The following is a 19,025-nucleotide window of genomic DNA, read 5'->3' on the forward strand; positions in this document are numbered from 1 at the left end:
ACCTCCCCGTGCGCCGCAGCCCCCTGCTCGTCCTGACCGCCCTGCCCCTCTCCCTGACCCTGCTCGCCGCCTGCGGCGGCAGCTCCGCCGAGACCCCTGCTGCCCCGACCGCCACCTCCGGGGACGGCCACAGCGCCAGGACCGCGGCCACCGAGGTCGGCGCCGCCAAGGCCCGCGTCGCCGTGACCTACGACGGCGGCGTCCAGGTCCTCGACGCCGCCACCTTCGAGGTGCTGGCCGACCTGCCGTTCGACGGCTTCACCCGTCTCAACCCCGCCGGCGACGGCCGGCACGTGATGGTCTCCGCGGCCGGCGGCTTCCACGTCGTCGACGCCGGCGCGTGGAGCGAACCGCACGGCGACCACTCGCACTACTACACGGGTGAGCCGCACGACACCGGCGTCGTGCACGAGGCCGACAAACCCGGTCACGTCGTGCGCCACGCCGGGAGGACGACCCTCTTCGACGACGGCACCGGCCACATCGTGTCCTTCGGATCCGAGCACGTCGGCCACGACGCCGTGCAGGAGGGCGAGGTCCGCGAGTACACGACCCCCTCGGCCCACCACGGGGTCGCCGTCGAACGCAGCGACGGGACGCTGGTCGTCACCGAGGGCACCGAGGAGGCCCGGACGGGCATCCGCGTCCTCGACGCGGACAACGCCGAGATCGCCGCGAACGACCAGTGCCCGAACACCCACGGCGAGACCGTCGCCGCGGACGAGACCGTCGTCATCGGCTGCAGCGACGGCGTCCTCGTCGTCGAGGGCGACCAGATCACCAAGGTCCAGAGCCCCGACGCCTACGGCCGCATCGGCAACCAGTGGGGCACCGACGAGTCCCCGATCGTGCTCGGCGACTACAAGTCGAACCCCGACGCCGAGATCGACCTCACCACGCGCGTCTCGCTCATCGACACCACCACCGCGACCCTGCGCCTCGTGGAACTGCCCGGCGGGACCTCCTACTGGTACCGCTCCCTCGGGCGCGGCGAGAACGGCGAGGGCGTCGTGCTCGGTACCGACGGGCAGCTGCACCTCGTCGACACCGCCGCCGGCACCGTCACCCGGTCCACCCCGGTCGTCGACCCGTGGGAGGTCCAGGAGGACTGGCAGGCCCCGCAGCCGCAGGTGTTCACCCTGGACGGCACCGCGTACGTCACCGAACCCGCCACGAAGGAGATCCACGCGGTCGACATCGAGACCGGCGAGGTCTACGCCAGCGGCACGCTGACGGTGACCCCGAACGAGCTCACCGCCGTCCCCGGTGAGGTCACCGAGTGAGGTTCGCCCTCCCGGTGGCCGGCGCCGCCCTCGTCCTGCTCGCCGGCTGCGGTGCCCCCGCGACCGGCGAGCAGGACGGGCGGCTGTCGGTCGTGACGACCTCGCACCCGCTGGAGTTCGTCGCGGCCGCCGTGGCGGGCGGGCGCGCGGACGTCGCCAACACCGTCACCCCCGGCGCCGACAGCCACGACGCCGACCTCTCGACCCGGCAGCTGGCCGACCTCGTGGACGCCGACGTGGTGGTGCACCTGTCCTCGATGCAGCCCGCCGTCGACGCCGCCCTGTCCTCCCGGCCCCCCGAGCACCTCGTCGACGCCGCGGCCTACGCCGACCTCGACCGGGACCCGCACTTCTGGCTCGACCCGACGCTGATGGCCGACCTCGGCGACGACGTCGCCGACGAGGTCACCGAGGTCGACCCCGCCGGCGAGCAGGACTACCGGGCCGGCGCGGCGGCCCTGCGGCAGCGGATGACGGACCTCGACGCCGACTACGCCGACGCCCTGGCCCCGTGCCGCGGGGCCGCCCTGGTCACCTCGCACGAGGCGTTCGGGTACCTCGCGGACCGCTACGGCCTGCGCCAGGTCGGGATCGCCGGGATCGACCCTTCCGTCGAACCCTCCCCGGCCCGCGTCCGCGACGTCCTGGCCGTGGCCCGGGAGAACTCCGTGCAGACCATCTACTTCGAGGCGAGCGCCAACCCGGCCGTGGCCGAGAAACTGGCCACCGAGCTGGGCGTGCGGACCGCCGTGCTGCACCCCGTCGAGCGGGTGGACGAGGGCGAGGACTACCTGGGCCTCATGCGGCAGAACCTGGCGGCCCTGCGGGACGGGCTCACCTGCTGACGGAGGCGACCTCCAGCAGTTCGCGCGCCGGACCCGGGGGCATCCGCGCCGCACCGGTCCACACCGCTCGCAGGGTCCGGCTCAGGTCCAGACCCCGCACCGCGACGACCCGCAGCCGTCCCGCGTCGACGTCGTCGGCCACCGCGAGGCGGGACAGGACGGCGACCCCGGTCCCGGCGCGCACGGCCTCGCGCACGCTCGTGGCGGTGCTGAGCTCGACGGCGGGCGCGACGGGGCGCAGACCCAGGACGGCGAGCGCCCGTTCGAGGACGTCGCGGGTGCCGGAGCCGACCTCGCGGGCCACCAGGGGGGTGGCGGCGAGCTCGGCGGCGTCGACGGGCCGGCGCCGCCGGGTCCAGGGGTGGCCGGGGGCCACGACGACCACGAGGTGGTCGGCCAGCAGTTCGCGGCTGCGGACGGTCCCCGGGACGTCGGTGCCCTCGACGAACCCGAGGTCGACGTCCCCGTCCTCGACCGCGGCCAGGACGCGGACGCTGTTGGTGGCCAGGAGCTCGACGGCCGGTGGTGGTGTCCCGGAGGCCTCGGCGCGCTGGCGCAGGACGAGCAGCCACCGCGGAACGAGGTGCTCGGCGATGGTCATGCTCGACGCGACGCGCAGACGGGCGGTGCGGTCGGCGCGCAGGGTGGCGATGCCCTCGGCGACCTCGGCGGCGACCTCGAGCAGGCGGGTGGCCCAGCCGGCCAGGACGGTGCCGGCCTCGGTCGGGGTCGAGCCCTGCCGGGTGCGGTGCAGGAGGGTGACGCCGACCTGGGACTCCATGGCGCGCAGGCGGTCCGAGGCGGCCTGCTGGGTCAGACCGACGGTCCGGGCGGCGCGGCCGATGGACCCGGCCTCGACGACCGCGACGAGCAGGCGCAGCGAGGTGAGGTCGGGGACGCGCTCGAGGGACACCCGCAGGAGGCTAGCCACGCACGGGCGATGATGGGCCGGTGAGCTCCGCCGACCCCACGACGCTGGTCCGTCTCGTCACGCGCGCCGTGGAGGCGGTGGGCGACGCGCCGGCCTTCGCGGCGGCGAGCGCCGACCTGGCCCGGTTCGACGCCGAACAGGCGCGGGTGGTGCTGGGCTGGGTGCTGCGGCAGGCGCTGGAGGAACGCCACCCGGACGGCCTGGACGCCGACGACGTGCGGGACGCGGTCGCGGCGACGGCGCGGGCGGCGGCCTGGTTCGAGGCCCTGGACCCGCGGATCCTCGTGGTGGTGCTCGTGGCGGCCCTGGGTGAGCACCCCGACCCCGAGGAGATCCCCCGGCTCGGTCACGAGCTCGTGCTGCAGCACTCCCTGCTGCTGGTGCACGACGTGGCGACCGGGCCGGGGCGCCCCCTGCGCCGGGCGCTGGAGGCCGCGCTGGGCGAGGTGCGCCGGGCCGAGACGATGGAGATGCCCTGAGCCGCAGCGCCGCCGGTTCAGCCGGCGCGCTTGACCGGGTAGAAGGAGTTGCGGGTCGGTTTGCGCAGCACGGCCGGACGCCCGTCGTCCTCCACGGCGGCGTGGGCCGCGCGCACGACCGCGGCGCTGCGGGCGTCGAGGTCGCGTTCGACGGCGCTCGCGTCGACGTGCGCGTGCCACTCGCGGTGCTCGCCGAGCTGGTCGTTGCGCCCCTCCTCGGCGGCGACGGGCAGCCCGTGGCGCGCGGCCAGGCCGTAGAGCGACAGGACCCCCTCGCCGTTTCGGCGGGCGTAGGAGTCCAGGAACGACGGGGTGAGCGTCCCCCGGTGGGCGGCGAGCTCGAGGTCGCGCAGGACCTGGTGCAGCGGCTTCACGGCTTCCTCCTCGAAGACCGGACGCGGGTCCCGGTGGACCCTGGTGGTCCGTCGGCACCCGCGGGCCGGGACCTGAGCCCTCGCGGCGCGGTTCACCCGGTCGGAGCAGCGACGCACACGCGGTCGCGCCCGGCCGCCTTGGCCCGGTAGAGCTCGGCGTCGGCGCGCGCCAGCAGCTGCGCGGTGTCCTCCCCGGGCAGGCGGCGGGCCAGGCCGATCGAGACGGTCTGCGGTGCGGGGCAGGCCCGCAGGAGCCGTTCGGCGACGACACCGGCGCGGGCGACGAGGTCGCCGCCCAGGAGCAGGGCGAACTCCTCGCCGCCGTGCCGGGCCAGGAACGCCCCCTCGGGCAGCGCAGCGCGCCAGTTCGCGGCGGCGGTCCGCAGGACGCGGTCGCCCTCGGCGTGGCCGTGGGTGTCGTTGAGGCGCTTGAAGTGGTCGAGGTCGAGCAGGGCGACGGCGACGTCCTGGTCGCTGGCGAGCGCCCGGTGCAGTTCGGCGTCCCAGCTGCGCCGGTTGGGCAGCCGGGTCAGCTCGTCGGTGCGGGCCTGACCGGCGAGGTCGTCGGCGGTGCGCTGGACGCGGACGAGGGCGTGGTGGACCCGGCCGACGCCCAGCAGCGACATGACCAGGGCCCCGGCCCCGGTGACGAGCCAGTCGACGGCCCCGCCGGCGGCGCCCTGGACGAGCAGCACGACCGAGGGCACGCACGAGGCGCCCCCGACGACGACCCAGTGCGCGGTCGACCAGGCGCGCGTGCGCCCCGGGCCCAGGCCGACCTCGCCGGACCGCGGGTGGGCGACGGCCGCGGCCACCAGGAGCAGCGCGACTTGGAAGGGCAGCCCGAACCAGGGCCGCAGGTCCACCGGCGCCACCTCGACGAGGGCGCCGACGGCGGAGTCCCCGAAGAGCACGCACCCGAACGCGCCGGCGAAGAGGGCCGCCGGTCCGGACGGCACCCGGCGGGCCAGCCACAACCGCAGGACCAGGGCCAGGTTCGCCAGGTCCAGCGCCGGGTAGGCCGCCGTGAGCACGACCGCGAGCACGCCCGGCTGGTCCGCGAGCGCCGGCCGCACGAGCAGGGCGGTGACGGCGACCCAGAGGCCGGTGACGGCGATCGCGGCGTCGGCCGTGGCGCCGCGGTCCCGCACCCCGCGGTTGAGCAGGACACCGGCGGCCACGACGAGGGCCCCGCCGGTGAGGAAGAAGACGTCGGCCGGGAGGGGGTAGCCGGGAGGCAGACCGGCCAGCAGCCCGAGGTGGAACAGGGGGTAGCCGGCGGTGGTCACCAGGAGCCCCGCGGCCTGCACGGCCCAGGCCCGGCGACGCGCGGCAGGCCGGGTGCGCAACCGGACGACGGCGACGAGGGTGGCGACGATCCCGGGGACGGTGGCGGCGGCGGCCTGCAGGACGGGCCCGCCGACGCCGTCGACGAGGACGAGGACGGCGAGGGCCGCGACGGCGGCGAGCCCGCCGGCCGCCGGTGCTCGACGTGACCTCACCCGCTGCCCATCGGCACGGGCGCGAGGGTCCTTGATCCCTGCCCGGGTCCCGGACGGGACCGGCCGCTACCGGCGCTCGACGTGCAGACGCAGACCGCCGCGGGGGCGCAGGGTCACGAGGGCGTCCACGCGCGGCGGCGGGCCGGGCACGGGCCGCAGGGTGCGGGTGCGCAGCAGGGTGGCCAGGACGAGGACCTCCTCGACGAGGGCGAGGTCGCGCCCGATGCACAGGCGGGGACCGGCCCCGAAGGGGACGTAGTCGTCGCGCCGGCGCTCGGCGGCGTCCAGGAAGCGCTCCGGCCGGAAGAGCCCGGGCTCCTCCCAGCGGCCGGGGTCGCGGTGCAGGGCCCAGGTGCAGACGATGACGAGCGTCCCGGCGGGCACGTCGACGACGGTCCCGGCGACGTCGAGGCGGTCGGGGGCCAGGGCCTTGCGGGTGATCACCCACGCGGGCGGGTACAACCGCAGCGCCTCGTCGACGCAGGCCCGCAGGTACGGCAGCTGCGGGACGTCGTCCCAGGTGGGGTCGGCGGGCAGGCCGTCGAGCTCGGCGTGGACGGCCGCGAGCGCGGACGGGTTGCGCGACAGCAGGTCCAGCGTCCACGTCAGGGAGCTGGCCACGGTCTCGTGGCCGGCGACGACGAAGGTGACGAGCTCGTCGCGGATCTGCCGGTCGTCCATGCCGGCGGCGAGCATGAGCCCGACCAGGTCGTGCGGGTCGTCCAGGGGCCGGGCCGCGCGGTCGGCGAGGATGCGCGCGCACAGGTCGTCGACGGTGGCGACCTCGCGGGCGAGACGGCGCCGGGAGGGGGTGGGCCAGGAGGCCGGGACCGGGCTCGCGGCGCGCCGCACGACGAGTTCGAGGGCGCGGCCGACGGCACCGACCAGGGCGGGAGCGTCGCCGCTGAGGTCCGCGGCGGCCAGGGTGTGGCCCACGACCTCCAGCCCGGCGCGGGAGGTGGCGTCCAGGACGTCGATCGGGGCACCGCCGGCCGCGTCGGCCTCGACGGCCAGCCGCTGCCCGGCGTGGACGGCGTGGACGGCGACGTCGCGCAGGCCGGAGTGGTGGAAGGCGGGCTGGACGACGCGGCGGTGGGTCCGCCACCGCGTCCCGTCCCCGGCGAGCAGCCCCGGTCCGGTCACGGTGGCCAGCGCGGAGTACTGGATCGTCGCCTTGCCGTAGTCGCGGGCGTTGTCGACGAGCACCCGCCGGACCCCGTCGGGGTCGGCGAGGACCAGGACGGGGGTGCGGGGCATCGGGATCGCCGCCGCCGGCCCGTGCCGGGTGGTGACGTCGGTGAGGAACAGGTGCGGAGCCCGCACGATCGCCGGGATCGAGCGGACCATGTCCCCGGGCAGCGGGCCCGCGACCTGCAGCGGGGAGTACTTGTTCCTCAGAGCGTGCTCAGAGGTAGAGCCCGGTGCCGCCACCGGAGTCGCCCGGGGCGGCCACGGCGTGCAGGTCGCGTTCGCGCAGCAGCGTGTACCCCTTGCCGTGCAGCTCGACCTCGGCCTTGTCCTCGGGGTCGAACAGGACCTTGTCGCCCGTGGCGACCTGCCGGACGTGCGGCCCGACGGCCACGACGGCGGCCCAGCTGAGCCGCTTGCCGACGGCCGCGGTGGCCGGGATGAGGATGCCCGCCGAGGACTTGCGCTCGGCCGCGTCGTCCGGGAGGACCAGGACGCGGTCGTGCAGCATCCGCACGGGCAGCTGCTCGGGGTCGGCCACGGTCAGCGGCGCTTGCGGACGGCGCGGACCACGAGGAACGCGGTGATCCCCAGGACGGCGACACCGACGGCGGCGACGCGTTCGACCCGCAGGCCGCCGCGGTGGTCGAAGGCGAAGTCGTTCACCTTGCCGCGCGCGTCCGCGAGGGACCGCTGGGCGATCGAGGCCGGGGCCAGCCGGGACGTCAGCTCGTCGATGGTGCCCGCGAGCTGGGCGCGGCGCGCCTCCACCTCGCGCTCGAGGGCACGGGGGTCGCTGATCGTGATCTCGGCCTTGCCGTCGCTGGCCGCCACGGCCACCTCCTGTGTTCTGCTCGACGTCCCCGGAACCGTACCGGAGAGGAGGCCCCGTCTCCTGGCGGGGTCTTCGCCGGGTCCTCACCGGGTCTTCGCGGTGTCCCGGCGGGGTCTCGCGGTGTCCCGGCGAGGTCTATCGTCGGCGCCCATGACGCGACTGGTGCCCGGCGACCTCGCCCCCGACTTCACGCTGACCGCCCACGACGGCTCCACGGTCACGCTGAAGGAATTGCTGGCCGACTCCGGCGAGCACGTCGTCGTGTACTTCTACCCCGCGGCCATGACCCCCGGCTGCACGACCCAGGCCTGCGACTTCCGCGACTCCCTCGACGCCCTGAACGCCTCCGGCTACACGGTCGTCGGGATCTCCAAGGACCCCGTCGACAAGCTCGCGGCGTTCGCCGAGCGCGACGGCCTCACCTTCCCCCTGCTGTCCGACCCCGACCACGCCGTCCTGGAGGCGTACGGGGCGTGGGGCGAGAAGACCAACTACGGCCGCACGTCCGTGGGGGTCGTCCGCTCCACCGTCGTCGTCGACCCCCAGGGCGTCGTGGAGCTCGCGCAGTACAACGTGCGGGCCAAGGGGCACGTCGCCAAGCTCCGCAAGGATCTCGGCCTGGACCAGTAGGCTGGCGCCTGAGCGGGAGTGGTGTAACTGGCAGCCACGCAGGATTTAGGTTCCTGTGCCTCCGGGCGTGAGGGTTCGAGTCCCTTCTCCCGCACTCTGCTTCAATCGGGGCGTGGCCTCGCTCAACGAACTGATCGAGATCCGGCGCCGGTGGTTGGAGTCGCGCGAACGCGTCCGCGCCGCGCACGCCGCCCGGCTGGCCGAGGCCGCCGAGCGCGACCGCGCCGCGGCCCGCCAGCGCGACCGGACCTGGCGTTCGGACGGCCCCCGCCACGGCGACGTCTGGGAGATCGCCTACGACGTCCAGCAGCGGACGCTGGGGCTGCGCGACATCGCGACCGTCACCGTCGCCGAGGCGCTGCTGCCCTTCGAGGGCTGGACGGTCCGGGACGTGATGTGGGCCCTGGAACGGCTGCCGGACGGCTCCGAGCAGACGTGGCTGGCCGGTTCCAGCAGCGCCGAACTGCGCCTGACCCGCCGGCTGGCCCCGTGGAAGGGGCTGGACGGCCCGCACGGCGAGTACGTCGCCCGCGTGCTGCGGGAGAAGGAGGAGTCCGCCGAGCGCCGGGCGCTGCGCCGGACCATGGACGAGATCGAACGCCGCGACGCCGTCCCGGTGCCGGAGGAGGTGCGCGCGCTGCGCGAGGAGCTACGCACCCGCCGGCGCGCGCGGACCGTCCCGCGGACCAACCCCGTCGGGGACCTGCGCGGGGAACGGAAGTGGATCAACCCGAACGTCGACCGGCCGTAGCCGGCCCGGCGAGCCTCACACCGCGAGCGGCGTGAACACCACCGGGGTCGTCGTGGGCTGCTGGGAACCCCCCGCCGGTTCCACCGAGATCCCCACGCCCGTCGCCCGTCCCGCGTCGACGACCGTGGCGGAACCGCCTGCGGCGGAGACGGTCAGCATGCCCGCCGAGGTCAGCGTGTCCCCCGTCGCCAGCCACAGCTGGTAGCCGCGACCGGTCCCGGCCACGGGCAGGTCCGACGTGAGGACACCGATCCGGCCCTCGGCCCGCACGAGCGTGGCGGTGCCCCCGCCGGTCACCGCGACCGTCGAGACCGTCGCCCCCGGCGCGGTGAGGAGGTCGCCGACCTGCTGGCGCGCGAGCTGCTGCGCGCTCGGGGCCGGCGCCTCGTCCGGCTGGGCGGCCAGCCCGAACCCCACCCCCGCAGCGGCGACCAGGATCCCGGCCGCGGCGACCAGCACGCTCCAGCGGGAGGGCCCGCGGCGCGGCGCGCGGCGCTCGCGCGCGGCGGTGAGGTCGACGACGGGCGGTCCCGGCGCGCGGTGCCCCTGCGGCTGGTCCTGCGGCTGGTCCTGGGGGGTCGCCGCGATCGCGTCGAGGATCGAGGCACGCAGCCGCGCGGGCGGTTCGACGCCGACGGCGAGCCGGGACGCGGTCTCGCGCAACGCCTCAGCGTCCGCGCGTTCTTCCGGGTGGGCGGCCAGACGCTCCTCGTACGCGGCGCGTTCGTCGTCGTCGAGCGCGTCCAGCGCCCAGGCAGCGGCGAGCAAGGGGTCCTCCTGCGGTGCGGTCACGGGGCCATCACCCCCATGACGTCGCGCAGCCGGATCAGGCCGTCGCGCAGACGCGTCTTGACGGTGCCCAGCGGCACCTGGAGGTCGTCGGAGATCTGGCGGTGGGTGCGGCCGCCGAAGTAGGCGAGGTCGATGGCCTCGCGCTGCAGCGGGGTCAGCGCGGACAACGCCCGGCGCACCTCGTCGGTCTCGAGCATCACCTGCACCTCCTCGCTGACGGTGTCGTACGGGGGCACCTCCTGGTACCCCACCTTCTCCTCGCGCAGGCTGCTGGCCTGCGCCGCGCGCACGCGGTCCACGGCGCGCCGGTGGGCCATGGTGACGACCCAGCCCTTCGCGCTGCCCCGCTCGGGGTCGAAGCGCGCCGCGGTCCGCCACGCCTCCAGGAAGACCTCCTGGACGACCTCCTCGGACTGCGCCGGGTCGCGCAGCACGCGCAGGACGGTGCCGTGCACGGCCGCCGCGGTCGCGTCGTAGAAGCCCGCGAAGGCGCTCTGGTCACCGCGCGCGGCGGCGACCAGGGACTCCTCGGCGGTGAACGTCATCACGGTCACTGTGTCACCCCACGACACACCCGGCACACCCGGCACCACCTCGCGGACACCGGGACGGGACCCGCGGGGCGGGCCGTGGCGCCGGCCGTGGCGCCAACTGTGCGGACCGGGCCGCACCGGACCCGGTGGCGGTGACGGCGACGAGGGTCCCGGTGCGTCTCACGTCAGGGGTTCGGCACCGCGACCCGCTCGGATTGGTCTGCGGGGCAGGCTTCTTCAGACGACCGTGACCGTGATCGAGTCGTAGCCGGTGGCCCCGTCGGGGACGGGCCCGACGACCACGTCGGTCTGCGGGGTCCCCGTGCCGTCGGTGGCACGGACCTGGATCGAGTGGGTCCCGGGTTCGCTCGCGTCCCAGTCGTAGACCCACTGGCACCACGTGTCGGCCGAGACCGACGGCAGGACCAGCGCCTCGTCCCACTCCCCTTCGTCGACCCGGACCTCGACCCGGGAAACCCCCCGGTGCTGGGCCCACGCGACCCCCGCGACGGGGACCCGCCCGGCGCGGACCTTCGCGAACGACCTCGGGACGTCGACGCGGGACGCGGTCTTGACCGGGCCCTTCGCCGCCCACCCGCGGTCGGTCCAGTACGCGGTCTTCTCCGCGAACGTCGTGACCTCGAGGTCGGTGACCCACTTGCACGCCGAGACGTACCCGTACAGGCCGGGGATCACCATGCGGACGGGGAACCCGTGCTCGCGGGGCAGGGGCCGGCCGTCCATCCCGACGACCAGCATCGCGTCGCGGCCGTCGGTGGCCTCGGCCAGCGGGGCGGACAGGGTGAACCCGTCGGTGCTGGTGGCGAACAGCATGTCCGCGCCGTCGGTGACCCCGACCTCGGCGAGCAGGTCCTGCAACGGGTACCCGAGCCAGCGGGCGTTGCCGACGTAAGACCCGCCGACCTCGTTGCTCACGCACGTCAGGGTGATCCAGCGCTCGCGCAGGGGTTTGGCCAGCAGGGTGGCGAAGTCGAGCGTGAGCTCGCGCTCGACGCGGCCGTGGATCCGCAGCGACCACCGCTCGGCCGTGACGTCGGGCACGACGAGGGCGGTGTCGACGCGGTAGAAGTCCGCGCTCCCCGTCGCGTAGGTGGTGAGCCCGCTCGCGACGGCGTCGGCGGGGTCCAGCCCGGCCGGCAGCGCGGGCGCCGGGTCGGCGGGCTCGGGCAGCACCACGCGGGCGCGCGACTCCTCCGCGCTGCGGGTGCTGACGAGGAACTGGCCCGCTCCCCCGCTGACCAGGGCCGCCGCCGCGGTGCTCCCGAGCAGCACCCCGCGCCGGGGCGGGCCGGTGGGTGGGCCGCCGGCCGCGCCTCGACCCGGGGAAGGATCCCCCGGTCCTCGCGACGGCCGGCGGGTGAGGCGGCGGGTGAGCACCACCAGCGCGTACGTCCCCGCCGCCGCCCCGAGGGCCGACGGCAGGGGCGAGAACGTGGTGGCGTCGGGCCGGCTGGCTGCAGCCGCGACACCCACCGCGCCGAGGACACCGACCACCCCGACGCCGAGCGCGAGACGCCGGCGCGCCAGGACCCCCGCCAGGACGGCGAGGAGCGCGACGACGACCGCGATCGTCGTGAGCAGCACGGTCTTGTCGTGCGACCCGAAGGCACGGATCGCGGTGTCCTTCAACCACGCGGGGACCCGGTCCACCACCGCGTCACCGACGACGACGAGGGGCGCGCTCGACGGGGAGACGATCCCCGCGACCAGTTGCCCCACGCCCAGCGTCAGCGCCGCGGCCAGCAGACCCGCGAGCGCGTGCCACCGGCGGTTCCCCTCCACAGCGCCGGCACCCCCGCTCGTCCTCGTGTCCGTGGTCGTCCTCACATCCCCCGGGTTCGGAGCCGGGTCAGTCGTGGATGGGTCGGCCGGCGAGCGCGTCGACGACGACGGGCGCCAGGGCCCGGAACGCCGCCCCGCGGTGGCTGATCGCGTTCTTCTCCTGCGCCGTGTGCTCGGCCAGGGTCCGGTCGGCCCCGACGGGCACGAAGACCGGGTCGTAGCCGAACCCGCCACCGCCGGTGGGCGCCGTCGTGACCGTCCCGCGCAGCTCACCCAGGCGCACCGCGCTCGTGCCGTCGGGCAGCGCGATCGCGGCGGCGCACACGAAGGCGCCCCCGCGGTGCTCGGCGGGGACGTCGGCGATCTGGGCCAGCAGCAGCTCCAGGTTGGCGACGTCGTCACCGTGCCGGCCGGCCCAGCGGGCCGAGAAGACACCGGGCGAGCCGCCGAGGACGTCGACGGCGATGCCGGAGTCGTCGGCGACGGCCGGCACGCCCGTGGCGCGGGCGACGGCGTGCGCCTTCAGCAGCGCGTTGCCCGCGAACGTCACCTCGGTCTCGGCGACCTCGGGGACCCCCTCGAACGCGTCGACGGTCAGCACCTCCACGCCGGGCAGCAGGGGCTCCAGGACGGCCTGCAGCTCACCGACCTTGTGCGCGTTGCGGGTGGCCAGGACGATCCTCACCGGGCCAGCGCCTCCGCCTGCAGGGCGGCGAGCGTCGCCGTGCCGCCCAGGGCCAGGTCGAGCAGGGCGTCGAGCTCGGCGCGGTCGAACGGCGCGCCCTCGGCGGTGCCCTGGACCTCCACGAACCTCCCGTCGCCGGTGACGACGACGTTCATGTCCGTCTCGGCGGCGACGTCCTCGACGTAGGGCAGGTCCAGCACCGGCACACCCCCGACGACCCCGACGCTGATGGCGCTGACGCTGCCGGTCAGCGGCTGCTTCGACGCCTTGACGATGCCCTTGCCGCGCGCCCAGGAGATCGCGTCGGCGAGCGCCACGTAGGCGCCGGTGATCGCGGCGGTGCGGGTGCCGCCGTCGGCCTGCAGGACGTCGCAGTCGAGCACGATCGTGTTCTCGCCGAGCTGGGCGGTGTCCACGACGGCGCGCAGGCTGCGGCCGATGAGGCGGGAGATCTCGTGGGTGCGCCCGCCGATCTTGCCCTTGACCGACTCGCGGTCGCTGCGGGTGTTCGTCGAGCGCGGCAGCATGGCGTACTCGGCGGTGACCCAGCCCTGACCCGAGCCCTTGCGCCAGCGCGGCACGCCCTCGGTGAAGGAGGCGGCGCACAGGACGCGGGTGCGGCCGAACTCCACCAGGACGCTGCCCTCGGCGTGGTCGAGCCAGTTGCGGGTGATGGTCACGGGGCGCAGCTCGTCGGCGGCGCGGCCGTCAGCTCGTTCAGTCACGGCCTCACCCTAGGGCGCCCAGGTACAACGGCCCGGTCTCGTCGACGTCGACCAGCTGCGGCCCGAACTGCGGCCCCAGGAACCGTTGGGCCAGGGCGCGGAAGGTCCGCTCGTCGCCGGTCGAGGTGAAGCGGTGGCGCGGCTGCGGCAGGTCGTCGGGGCGCAGCAGCTCGCGCGCGGCGAGCTCGCGGTAGACGTCGAAGGCGGTCTCCTCGGCGCTGGAGACGAGCGTGACGTCGTCGCCCACGACGCTGCGCAGCACGGCCATCAGCAGGGGGTAGTGGGTGCAGCCGAGCACGAGGGTGTCCACGTCCGCGGCGATCGCGGGGGCCAGGTACTCCCGGGCCGCGGTCAGCAGCTCCGGCCCGCTGGTCACCCCGCGCTCGACGAACTCGACGAACGCCGGGCACGCGGCCGTCGTCAGGGCCAGGTGGGGGGCGGCGGCGAAGGCGTCCTCGTAGGCGCGCGAGGAGATCGTGGCGCGCGTCCCGATGACCCCGACCCGGCCGTTGCGGGTGGCCCGCACGGCGCGGCGCACGGCGGGCTGGATGACCTCGACGACGGGCACGTCGTAGCGCTCGCGGGCGTCGCGCAGCATGGCCGCCGAGGCGGAGTTGCACGCGATGACGAGCATCTTCACGCCCGACTCCACGACCCGGTCCAGCACGTCCAGGGCCAGCCGGCGGACCTCGGCGATGGGCTTGGGGCCGTACGGGGAGTGCGCGGTGTCCCCGACGTAGTGGATCGCCTCGTGCGGCAGCTGGTCCAGGACCGCGCGGGCGACGGTCAGGCCGCCGACGCCGGAGTCGAAGATGCCGATGGGCAGTTCCCGGTCGCGGGCGGCACTCACAGCAAGGACCTCACGAGCGTCTCCTGGAGGTGGGTGGTGAAGTCGTACACGGCCCACGCCCAGCGGGCCGGGTCGTCCTCGGCGAGCTCGAGGTAGGGGTCGGTGCCGTCCTCGCGCACGCCCAGCCGGGTGCCGAGGGCGAGGCGGATGTCGTTGAGCGCGGCCAGCCACGTCCGGGCCCCGTCGCCGTCGAGCTGCACGCGCCCGCCCTGGCCGAGGACGGGGTCGAGGGTCGCCAGCAGGCCCCGGGCGACCGCGGCCTTGCGCTCGCGCAGACCGCGCTCGGTGAACCGGCGGAAGTCGGCGGAGGCCTGCGGGTCGTCGGCGGCGTAGGCGTCCGGCAGGAGGCGTTGCAGGACCTCGTCCTCGGGCGGGACGACGGGGCCGTCGGCGCCCAGCTCGGGGACGTCGAACGCGGGCAGGTCGGTCAGCCCCAGCTCGGCGGCCAGCGGGTCGACCGGGCGCGCGGGCGGTTCGGGGACCTCCAGCAGCTCCACGACCTCGCGCGCCAGGGACGCCAGCAGGTCCGCCTCGGAGGCGTGCAGGGTGATCGAGTACAGGCCGTGCCGGGACTTGCGGAAGGTGGCCACTCACTCGTCCTTCTGCAACGTGGCCCACAGCCCGTAGCCGTGCATGGCCTCGACGTCGCGTTCCATCGACTCGCGGGTGCCCGAGCTCACGACGGCCCGGCCCTTGGAGTGCACGTCCATCATGAGCGCCTCCGCCTTGGCCTCGGAGTAGCCGAAGTGGGTGCGGAACACGTACGTCACGTAGGACATCAGGTTCACCGGGTCGTTCCAGACGAGGGTGACCCACGGGGTGTCCGGGGAGGTGACGAGATCGGTCTCCGGACGCTCGAGCTCGGTGGGAGCGGTCAGGACGACAGGCACCCCGGCAGTCTAGGCGGGCCGGTCCTGGCTAGATTCGCTGCATGGTGAGCCACCACAGCGGCAGCACGGCCCTGCTGACCGACCACTACGAGCTGACGATGCTCCAGGCGGCCCTCTCGGACGGGACGGGCGAGCGGGCCTGCACCTTCGAGGTCTTCGGCCGCCGGCTGCCCGAGGGGCGCCGCTACGGCGTCGTCGCCGGCACCGGGCGCGTCCTGGACGCCGTGCGCGACTTCACCTTCGACCCCGAGCTGCTCGCCGGCCTGCGCGGGGTGCTCGACGAGCGGACGCTGGACTGGCTGGCCGGGTACCGCTTCGGCGGGTCCATCGAAGGCTACGCCGAGGGCGAGCTGTGGTTCCCCGGCTCGCCCATCCTCACGGTGACGGGCACCTTCGCCGAGGCGGTGATCCTGGAGACGGTCGTCCTGTCGATCCTCAACCACGACTGCGCGATCGCGGCGGCGGCCTCGCGGATGGTCCAGGCCGCCGGTGACCGGCCCCTGATCGAGATGGGCTCGCGCCGCACGCACGAGGACGCCGCCGTCGCCGCCTCCCGCGCCGCCTACCTGGCCGGGTTCACCTCGACGTCGAACCTGCAGGCCGGCGCCTCCTACGGCATACCGACGTCGGGGACGTCCGCGCACGCCTTCACCCTGCTGCACGACACCGAGGCGCAGGCCTTCGCCGCGCAGGTCGCCGCCCTCGGCGTCGGCACCACCCTGCTCGTCGACACGTACGACATCACCGCCGGCATCGCCACGGCCGTCGAGGTCGCCGGGCCGCAGCTGGGGGCGGTGCGCATCGACTCCGGGGACCTGGAGGTCCTCGCCGTCCAGGCCCGCGCCCAGCTCGACTCCCTGGGGGCCACCGGCACCCGCATCGTCGTCTCCGGGGACCTCGACGAGTACGCGCTCGCCGCGCTGCGCGCCGCCCCCGTCGACGGCTACGGCGTCGGGACGTCCCTGGTGACGGGGTCCGGCGCGCCCACCGCGGGCCTGGTCTACAAGCTCGTCGAGGTCGAGGGCCGGCCCGTCGCCAAGCGCTCCACCTCCAAGGTCACCCAGGGCGGGCGCAAGGTCGCCGTCCGCCGCCACCGCCCGACCGGCACCGCCACCGACGAGGTCCTCGGCGTCGGGTCCACCCCGCCGCGGGAGCCGAACGACCGGCCGCTGCAGGTGCCGCTGGTGCGCGAGGGGGAACGCGTCGCGGACCTGCCCGACCTCGCCGCCTCCCGCGAGCACCTGCGCCGCGCCCTGGTGACCCTGCCCTGGGACGGGCTGGCGCTGTCCAAGGGCGAACCGGCCATCCCCACGACGGTGCTGACCCCCGAGCGGGGGGTCGTGCGGTGAGCGACGCGCGGCGCGACGCCGCCTGGACGCAGGGAACGCGCCGACGGAGTCGCCGCGCGGTCCCGGAGGAAGGCGGCGTCACCGGCGCCGCGACGGAGCGAACCCAGGAGACACGGTGAGCGACGCGCGGCGCGACGCCGCCTGGACGCAGGGAACGCGCCGACGGAGTCGCTGCGCGGTCCCGGAGGAAGGCGGCGTCACCGGCGCCGCGACGGAGCGAACCCAGGAGACATCGTGAGCAGGGCGCTCGTGGTCGTGGACGTGCAGAACGACTTCTGCCCCGGCGGCTCCCTGGCCGTCGCCGGCGGGGACGAGGTCGCCCGGGCGATCAGCGCCCTGCTGGCCGTGGACACCTCCACGGGCCGGGGCATCGCGTACGACCACGTCGTGGCCACGCAGGACTTCCACATCGACCCCGGTGCGCACTTCTCCGACACGCCCGACTTCGTCGACTCCTGGCCGGTGCACTGCCGCGCCGGCACGACCGGCGCCCGGCTGCACGACGACCTGGTGACCGACCGCGTCGAGGCCGTGTTCCGCAAGGGCCAGTACGCCGCCGCGTACTCGGGGTTCGAGGGGGTCAGCACGACCGTCACCGCCGAGGGCGGCGAACTCGACACCGGACTCGCGGACTGGTTGCGGGACAGGGGGGTCGACGAGGTCCACGTGGTGGGGATCGCCACCGACCACTGCGTGCGGGCCACCGCGCTCGACGCCGCGCGCCTGGGCCTTCGCACCACCGTGCTCCTGGGGCTGACCGCCGGGATCTCCGCGGCCACGGTCGAGGCGGCGCTGGCCGAACTGCGCGCGAACGGGGTCACCCTCATCGGTGACCCCGTCCTGGCGGGCTGAACGGGAGGGCTGAACGGGAGGGCCGGTCAGCGGCGCTTGACGACGACCGTGCGGGCGAGCTTGTCGTGGATCGCCTGCCGGCGCTGGTCCCACGTCGGCCACAGGAAGTCGATCAGGTACCAGAGCCCGACGATCGAGCCGAGCATGTCGCTGCCGATCCAGCGCACGGCGGCCTGCCCCGTCGTCGGCAGCCCGGGGCGCTCCCAGTCGCGCACCCGCAGCCCGCACAGCGCCTTGCCGGGTGTCGCGCCGTAGAACCGGGTCGTGAGGATCGTGTAGACGGCGCTGACGACGACGAGGATCAGCGTCAGCTCGCGCGAGGCCGCGCTGTACGACGCGTTGGCGACGAGGTCGGAGACGGCCGCGGAGTCCCCGGCCACCACCCGGTCCAGGGTGGTCTGCGTCAGGGACGTCATGACCTGCAGCGCGGACCGGCCGGCGAGGGCGGCGACGACGGTGATGACGATCGCGTCCACGACGCGCGCCAGCAGGCGCAGGCCGAGGTTGCCCAGGGCCTGGCCGTCGGGCGTCGCGATGGCCCGCACCCCGGGGGCCGGGTACTGCGAGGGTGGGTACGGCGAGGGCGCCGGGGCCGGGTACTGACCCGCCGGCGGTTTCACCAGGGACGGCTGCTGACGGTGGACGTGCTCGGTCCACCCCGACCCGTCCCACCACCGCAGGTGGCTGCGGGTGGGGTCGGACGGGTCGGGGTACCACCCGGGCGTCGTGCTCATGAGGGGCAAGCCTGCCAGTTCGTCGGGGACGTGCTTCAGGCGACGCCGAACTCGGACGGGTCGATGCCCACGGCCTGGCAGATCTCGCGCACGGCCTTGCGCTCGTCGGGGTCGAAGTCCCCGTCGGCACCGCCGATGACGACGCCGACTCCGACGACGGCGCGGGCCTGGTCGGGCTTGCCGCGCAGCTTCCCGACGGCCTGCAGCGCCTCGATCTTGCCGAAGTCGTAGTCCGCGGTCAGCTTGCCGCACCACTTGTCGAACGACTCGCGCAGGTCACCGGCGTTGAAGACCGACAGGACGTCGTTGCTGGCGATGAACGCGGCCGTCTTGGCGCGTTCCTCCGGCTCGACGCTGCCGTCGGCCGCGGCGATGAGCGCGCACGTCGCCATGCTCGCCTCGGCGAAGTCCTTGCTCTTGAACTGGCCGACCTTCGTCTTGAGCTGGTCGCCCGCGAGCAGGCCCTTGTTCTTCAGGTTGTCCAGGAATCCCATGCCGGGGCAACGGGTCCGGGCCGGGACGGGTTCCCGGGGGCGGTCAGCTGAAGCGCCGCACGATCTCGGAGTTGCGGTCGGCCAGCAGCTGCCGCAGGGTCCGGCGGACGAACAGGACGTCGGCCAGGCGGCCGAGGACGCCGTACGGGGACCGCCACGACATCCGGTCGGTCATGATCGTCATCTTCGGGCCCTCGGTCTCGAACGTGTGCTCGTGCCGGAACCGCTCGAACGCGCCGGACTCCATCTCGTCGACGAACCGCGTGGGGTGGTCCAGCTCGACGATGTGCGAGGTGTGGGTGAGGGGGAACCCGAGGATGCGCAGCCGCCACTGCACCTTCTCGTCGAGGGCGATGCGGCCCGTGGTGCGCCCGGCGCCCTCGACGGCGCGGACCTTGTACCGCTTGCCCGCGACGCGTTCGACGTCGAGGTCGAGGGACATGTCGAACACCTCGGACAAGGGCGCTCTGACCATGGTCCGCTGGACGATCTCGGGCATC

Annotated in this window: 24 protein-coding genes and 1 tRNA gene; 8 read left to right on the top strand and 17 right to left on the bottom strand. The window is 75.0% G+C overall.

Annotation, left to right across the window (positions count from 1 at the left end; all coding sequences use genetic code 11):
• Positions 1 to 8: 8 nt before the first annotated feature.
• A complete protein-coding gene (gene aztD, locus CLV37_RS13790) occupies positions 9 to 1,283 on the top strand; it encodes a zinc metallochaperone AztD (protein WP_245885400.1) in 1,275 nt (424 codons plus the stop codon).
• Positions 1,280 to 2,128, top strand: coding sequence for a metal ABC transporter substrate-binding protein (locus tag CLV37_RS13795; protein ID WP_106211241.1), 849 nt, complete (start codon positions 1,280 to 1,282; stop codon positions 2,126 to 2,128). Before aztD ends, CLV37_RS13795 begins: the two co-directional genes overlap by 4 nt.
• Here CLV37_RS13795 and CLV37_RS13800 read toward each other — a convergent pair.
• Positions 2,118 to 3,041, bottom strand: coding sequence for a LysR family transcriptional regulator (locus CLV37_RS13800; RefSeq protein WP_106211425.1), 924 nt, complete (start codon positions 3,039 to 3,041; stop codon positions 2,118 to 2,120). The two genes, CLV37_RS13795 and CLV37_RS13800, sit on opposite strands and share 11 nt — an antisense overlap.
• 38 nt (positions 3,042 to 3,079) lie before the next feature.
• On the opposite strand from CLV37_RS13800, the gene CLV37_RS13805 reads away from it, so the two are divergent.
• Positions 3,080 to 3,538, top strand: a complete 459-nt coding sequence (locus tag CLV37_RS13805; RefSeq protein WP_106211243.1) for a hypothetical protein — start codon at positions 3,080 to 3,082, stop codon at positions 3,536 to 3,538.
• A gap of 17 nt (positions 3,539 to 3,555) precedes the next feature.
• Here CLV37_RS13805 and CLV37_RS13810 read toward each other — a convergent pair whose 3' ends face one another.
• The 5 genes from CLV37_RS13810 to CLV37_RS13830 all read right to left on the bottom strand — a co-directional run bounded on the left by CLV37_RS13810 (position 3,556) and on the right by CLV37_RS13830 (position 7,436).
• Positions 3,556 to 3,912 carry a hypothetical protein gene (locus CLV37_RS13810; RefSeq protein WP_106211245.1) on the bottom strand — a complete coding sequence of 119 codons (357 nt, stop codon included), beginning with the start codon at positions 3,910 to 3,912 and terminating at the stop codon, positions 3,556 to 3,558.
• Between the two features lie 92 nt (positions 3,913 to 4,004).
• Complete coding sequence (locus tag CLV37_RS13815) at positions 4,005 to 5,414, bottom strand: GGDEF domain-containing protein (protein ID WP_106211247.1); 1,410 nt, start codon at positions 5,412 to 5,414, stop codon at positions 4,005 to 4,007.
• A 66-nt stretch (positions 5,415 to 5,480) separates the two neighbouring features.
• Positions 5,481 to 6,845: a cytochrome P450 gene (locus CLV37_RS13820; RefSeq protein ID WP_146149404.1), complete on the bottom strand. Its 1,365-nt coding sequence runs from the start codon at positions 6,843 to 6,845 to the stop codon at positions 5,481 to 5,483.
• Positions 6,820 to 7,113 carry a co-chaperone GroES gene (locus tag CLV37_RS13825; RefSeq protein WP_106211427.1) on the bottom strand — a complete coding sequence of 98 codons (294 nt, stop codon included), beginning with the start codon at positions 7,111 to 7,113 and terminating at the stop codon, positions 6,820 to 6,822. The genes CLV37_RS13820 and CLV37_RS13825 overlap by 26 nt, the downstream gene beginning before the upstream one ends.
• 32 nt (positions 7,114 to 7,145) lie before the next feature.
• A complete protein-coding gene (locus CLV37_RS13830; RefSeq protein WP_170127256.1) occupies positions 7,146 to 7,436 on the bottom strand; it encodes a DUF3618 domain-containing protein in 291 nt (96 codons plus the stop codon).
• A gap of 151 nt (positions 7,437 to 7,587) precedes the next feature.
• On the opposite strand from CLV37_RS13830, the gene bcp reads away from it, so the two are divergent.
• From bcp to CLV37_RS13845, 3 genes are all read left to right on the top strand, one after another.
• Positions 7,588 to 8,067 (top strand): thioredoxin-dependent thiol peroxidase, encoded by a 480-nt coding sequence (bcp, locus tag CLV37_RS13835; RefSeq protein ID WP_106211253.1) that lies wholly within the window; start codon positions 7,588 to 7,590, stop codon positions 8,065 to 8,067.
• 12 nt (positions 8,068 to 8,079) lie between these two features.
• Positions 8,080 to 8,161: transfer RNA gene (locus CLV37_RS13840), tRNA-Leu, on the top strand.
• An 18-nt stretch (positions 8,162 to 8,179) separates the two neighbouring features.
• A complete protein-coding gene (locus CLV37_RS13845; protein WP_106211255.1) occupies positions 8,180 to 8,818 on the top strand; it encodes a hypothetical protein in 639 nt (212 codons plus the stop codon).
• Between the two features lie 15 nt (positions 8,819 to 8,833).
• On the opposite strand, the gene CLV37_RS13850 is transcribed toward CLV37_RS13845, so the two are convergent.
• The 8 genes from CLV37_RS13850 to clpS form a co-directional block, all read right to left on the bottom strand.
• Positions 8,834 to 9,610 (bottom strand): anti-sigma factor, encoded by a 777-nt coding sequence (locus CLV37_RS13850; RefSeq protein WP_106211256.1) that lies wholly within the window; start codon positions 9,608 to 9,610, stop codon positions 8,834 to 8,836.
• Positions 9,607 to 10,155, bottom strand: coding sequence for an ECF RNA polymerase sigma factor SigK (sigK, locus tag CLV37_RS13855; RefSeq protein ID WP_106211429.1), 549 nt, complete (start codon positions 10,153 to 10,155; stop codon positions 9,607 to 9,609). The genes CLV37_RS13850 and sigK overlap by 4 nt, the downstream gene beginning before the upstream one ends.
• A gap of 225 nt (positions 10,156 to 10,380) precedes the next feature.
• A complete protein-coding gene (locus CLV37_RS13860) occupies positions 10,381 to 11,946 on the bottom strand; it encodes a molybdopterin-dependent oxidoreductase (RefSeq protein WP_245885402.1) in 1,566 nt (521 codons plus the stop codon).
• A gap of 67 nt (positions 11,947 to 12,013) precedes the next feature.
• Entirely contained in the window at positions 12,014 to 12,631 is a 618-nt protein-coding gene (rdgB, locus tag CLV37_RS13865) for an RdgB/HAM1 family non-canonical purine NTP pyrophosphatase (RefSeq protein ID WP_106211260.1), read from the bottom strand.
• Positions 12,628 to 13,356, bottom strand: a complete 729-nt coding sequence (gene rph, locus CLV37_RS13870; RefSeq protein WP_106211262.1) for a ribonuclease PH — start codon at positions 13,354 to 13,356, stop codon at positions 12,628 to 12,630. Before rph ends, rdgB begins: the two co-directional genes overlap by 4 nt.
• 4 nt (positions 13,357 to 13,360) lie before the next feature.
• Positions 13,361 to 14,206, bottom strand: a complete 846-nt coding sequence (murI, locus tag CLV37_RS13875) for a glutamate racemase (protein WP_106211264.1) — start codon at positions 14,204 to 14,206, stop codon at positions 13,361 to 13,363.
• On the bottom strand, positions 14,203 to 14,796 hold the full coding sequence (locus tag CLV37_RS13880) for a DUF2017 domain-containing protein (protein WP_211298639.1): 594 nt from the start codon (positions 14,794 to 14,796) through the stop codon (positions 14,203 to 14,205). Before CLV37_RS13880 ends, murI begins: the two co-directional genes overlap by 4 nt.
• Complete coding sequence (clpS, locus tag CLV37_RS13885) at positions 14,797 to 15,096, bottom strand: ATP-dependent Clp protease adapter ClpS (RefSeq protein WP_106211266.1); 300 nt, start codon at positions 15,094 to 15,096, stop codon at positions 14,797 to 14,799. It lies immediately after the preceding gene.
• A 41-nt stretch (positions 15,097 to 15,137) separates the two neighbouring features.
• On the opposite strand from clpS, the gene CLV37_RS13890 reads away from it, so the two are divergent.
• Together CLV37_RS13890 and CLV37_RS13895 are read left to right on the top strand one after the other, a co-directional pair.
• Complete coding sequence (locus tag CLV37_RS13890; RefSeq protein WP_106211268.1) at positions 15,138 to 16,445, top strand: nicotinate phosphoribosyltransferase; 1,308 nt, start codon at positions 15,138 to 15,140, stop codon at positions 16,443 to 16,445.
• Between the two features lie 234 nt (positions 16,446 to 16,679).
• Positions 16,680 to 17,297 (top strand): nicotinamidase, encoded by a 618-nt coding sequence (locus CLV37_RS13895; protein ID WP_106211270.1) that lies wholly within the window; start codon positions 16,680 to 16,682, stop codon positions 17,295 to 17,297.
• Positions 17,298 to 17,323: 26 nt separating this feature from the next.
• On the opposite strand, the gene CLV37_RS13900 is transcribed toward CLV37_RS13895, so the two are convergent.
• Genes CLV37_RS13900 through CLV37_RS13910 form a run of 3 tightly spaced genes read right to left on the bottom strand, consistent with a single transcriptional unit; the run spans position 17,324 to position 19,024 of the window.
• A complete protein-coding gene (locus CLV37_RS13900; protein WP_106211272.1) occupies positions 17,324 to 18,031 on the bottom strand; it encodes an RDD family protein in 708 nt (235 codons plus the stop codon).
• A gap of 35 nt (positions 18,032 to 18,066) precedes the next feature.
• A complete protein-coding gene (locus CLV37_RS13905; protein ID WP_106211274.1) occupies positions 18,067 to 18,525 on the bottom strand; it encodes a tellurite resistance TerB family protein in 459 nt (152 codons plus the stop codon).
• 43 nt (positions 18,526 to 18,568) lie between these two features.
• Positions 18,569 to 19,024 (bottom strand): SRPBCC family protein, encoded by a 456-nt coding sequence (locus tag CLV37_RS13910; RefSeq protein WP_106211276.1) that lies wholly within the window; start codon positions 19,022 to 19,024, stop codon positions 18,569 to 18,571.
• Position 19,025 lies beyond the last annotated feature (1 nt).

Origin of the sequence: Kineococcus rhizosphaerae (assembly GCF_003002055.1) — a bacterium.
Classification (GTDB): Bacteria; Actinomycetota; Actinomycetes; order Actinomycetales; family Kineococcaceae; genus Kineococcus; species Kineococcus rhizosphaerae.